This is a genomic window from Proteus myxofaciens ATCC 19692 (assembly GCF_001654855.1).
Lineage (GTDB): Bacteria > Pseudomonadota > Gammaproteobacteria > Enterobacterales > Enterobacteriaceae > Proteus > Proteus myxofaciens.
The window spans coordinates 1-1,499 of the sequence record NZ_LXEN01000179.1 but is presented as its reverse complement, the minus strand read 5'-3'; the positions used below and the strand labels follow the sequence as shown (position 1 = coordinate 1,499).

The window sequence follows — 1,499 nt, the reverse complement described above, 5'->3', positions numbered from 1 at the left end:
AGAGTGACTAGGCAAATCCGGTCATTTAATGCTGAGGTGTGATGACGAGCCACTAAGGTGGTGAAGCAATTGATGCCCTGCTTCCAGGAAAAGCCTCTAAGCTTCAGGTTACCAACAATCGTACCCCAAACCGACACAGGTGGTCAGGTAGAGAATACTCAGGCGCTTGAGAGAACTCGGGTGAAGGAACTAGGCAAAATGGTGCCGTAACTTCGGGAGAAGGCACGCTGACGGTAGGTAAAGTCCCTCGCGGACGGCGCTGAAGTCAGTCGAAGATACCAGCTGGCTGCAACTGTTTATTAAAAACACAGCACTGTGCAAACACGAAAGTGGACGTATACGGTGTGACGCCTGCCCGGTGCTGGAAGGTTAATTGATGGGGTTATCCTTAGGGAGAAGCTCTTGATCGAAGCCCCAGTAAACGGCGGCCGTAACTATAACGGTCCTAAGGTAGCGAAATTCCTTGTCGGGTAAGTTCCGACCTGCACGAATGGCGTAATGATGGCCAGGCTGTCTCCACCCGAGACTCAGTGAAATTGAACTCGCTGTGAAGATGCAGTGTACCCGCGGCAAGACGGAAAGACCCCGTGAACCTTTACTATAGCTTGACACTGAACATTGAGCCTTGATGTGTAGGATAGGTGGGAGGCTTTGAAGTGTGGACGCCAGTCTGCATGGAGCCAACCTTGAAATACCACCCTTTAACGTTTGATGTTCTAACCTAGGTCCATAATCTGGATCGGGGACCGTGTCTGGTGGGTAGTTTGACTGGGGCGGTCTCCTCCTAAAGAGTAACGGAGGAGCACGAAGGTTGGCTAAGCATGGTCGGACATCATGCGGTTAGTGCAAAGGCATAAGCCAGCTTGACTGCGAGAGTGACGGCTCGAGCAGGTACGAAAGTAGGTCTTAGTGATCCGGTGGTTCTGAATGGAAGGGCCATCGCTCAACGGATAAAAGGTACTCCGGGGATAACAGGCTGATACCGCCCAAGAGTTCATATCGACGGCGGTGTTTGGCACCTCGATGTCGGCTCATCACATCCTGGGGCTGAAGTAGGTCCCAAGGGTATGGCTGTTCGCCATTTAAAGTGGTACGCGAGCTGGGTTTAGAACGTCGTGAGACAGTTCGGTCCCTATCTGCCGTGGGCGTTGGAAGATTGAGAGGGGTTGCTCCTAGTACGAGAGGACCGGAGTGAACGCACCACTGGTGTTCGGGTTGTCATGCCAATGGCATTGCCCGGTAGCTAAGTGCGGAAGAGATAACCGCTGAAAGCATCTAAGCGGGAAACTTGCCTCGAGATGAGTCTTCCCTGTCGCTTTAAGCGACCTAAAGGAACGTTTAAGACTAAGACGTTGATAGGCTGGGTGTGTAAGCGTAGCGATACGTTGAGCTAACCAGTACTAATGAACCGTGAGGCTTAACCTGACAACACCGAAGGTGTTTTGTCTGAGAGACGAAGATTAATGAAGTAAGCTTGTTTAAGATTGAAATTGCTGGTT

The 1,499-nt window shown here is 51.3% G+C and carries 1 rRNA gene; it reads left to right on the top strand.

Features of this window, described 5'->3' with window-relative positions:
* Positions 1-1,425 (top strand): 23S ribosomal RNA (locus M983_RS16490); the annotation flags it as partial.
* Positions 1,426-1,499 lie beyond the last annotated feature (74 nt).